General features: G+C 64.1%; 1 protein-coding gene. It reads right to left on the bottom strand.

Going from position 1 to position 1,064, the window contains the following annotated elements; all coding sequences use genetic code 11:
* On the bottom strand, positions 1 to 1,064 hold a 1,064-nt coding region (locus tag AC5RK6_RS00505), incomplete at both ends, for an adenylosuccinate synthase (protein ID WP_493926297.1).

Below are 1,064 nucleotides of genomic sequence, written 5' to 3'. Positions count from 1 at the left end.
GCCATCTCCTCCAGCCAGCGCACGTAGCTTTGGGCGTTGGCGGGCAGGTCCGCGAAGTCGCGCACCGTGGAGATGTCCTCCGTCCAGCCCGGGTGGTACTCGTAAATGGGCTTGGCATTGGCGAAATCCCAGGTGTCGATGGGGAATTCGTGCACGCGCTGGCCGTCGATCTCATAGCCCACGCACACCGGGATCTGTTCCACGCCGGTAAGCACATCCAGCTTGGTGAGGACCAGGTCGGTCAGGCCGTTGACCCGCACCGCGTAGCGGGTGACCGGGGCATCGTACCAGCCGCAGCGGCGCGGGCGCCCGGTGGTGACCCCGTATTCGCCGCCCGCTTCGCGCAACCAATCGCCCTTGCCTCCGTGCAGCTCGGTGGGGAATGGCCCTTCGCCCACGCGGGTGGCGTAGGCCTTGACGATACCCACCACCCGGTCGATACGAGTGGGACCCACCCCGCTGCCGGTCACCGCCCCGCCGGCGGTGGCATTCGAGGAGGTCACGTAGGGGTAGTTGCCGTGGTCGATGTCCAGGAGGGTGGATTGCCCGCCTTCAAAAACAACCGTCTTGCCTTCATCGAGGGCCTGATTGAGTTCGCGAGAAGCGCTAATCATCATAGGCGCGAGGCGTTCCCCATAGGCGAGCAGCTCGGTGAGCACGTCGTCGACATTAATCTCCTCACGCCCCAGGGCCCGCAACACCAAGTTTTTCTGCGCCACCGCGGTCTCGACCTGCCCGCGCAGGCGCCGCGGGTGCACGAGGTCGACGATGCGAATCCCCACGCGATTGGCTTTATCCGCGTACGTGGGGCCGATGCCGCGGCCGGTGGTGCCGATTTTGCCATCGCCGAGGACTTCTTCGTTGAGGCGGTCGAACATTTTTGTGTACGAGGTGATGACGTGCGCGTTGCCGGCGATGCGGAGGTTTTTTGTGGAGACGCCGCGCGATTCCAGCTCCGCCATTTCCGCGAAAAGCGCTTCGGGGTCAACGACGACGCCGTTGCCAATCACCGAGATGCAATCTGAATTGAGAATGCCGGACGGGAGGAGGTGGAGAGCGAATTT

It is taken from the genome of Actinotignum sp. usb-actsch-213 (assembly GCF_059085665.1).
Note: the sequence above shows the minus strand (reverse complement) of the source record. Positions and strands in the feature narration are given on the sequence as shown.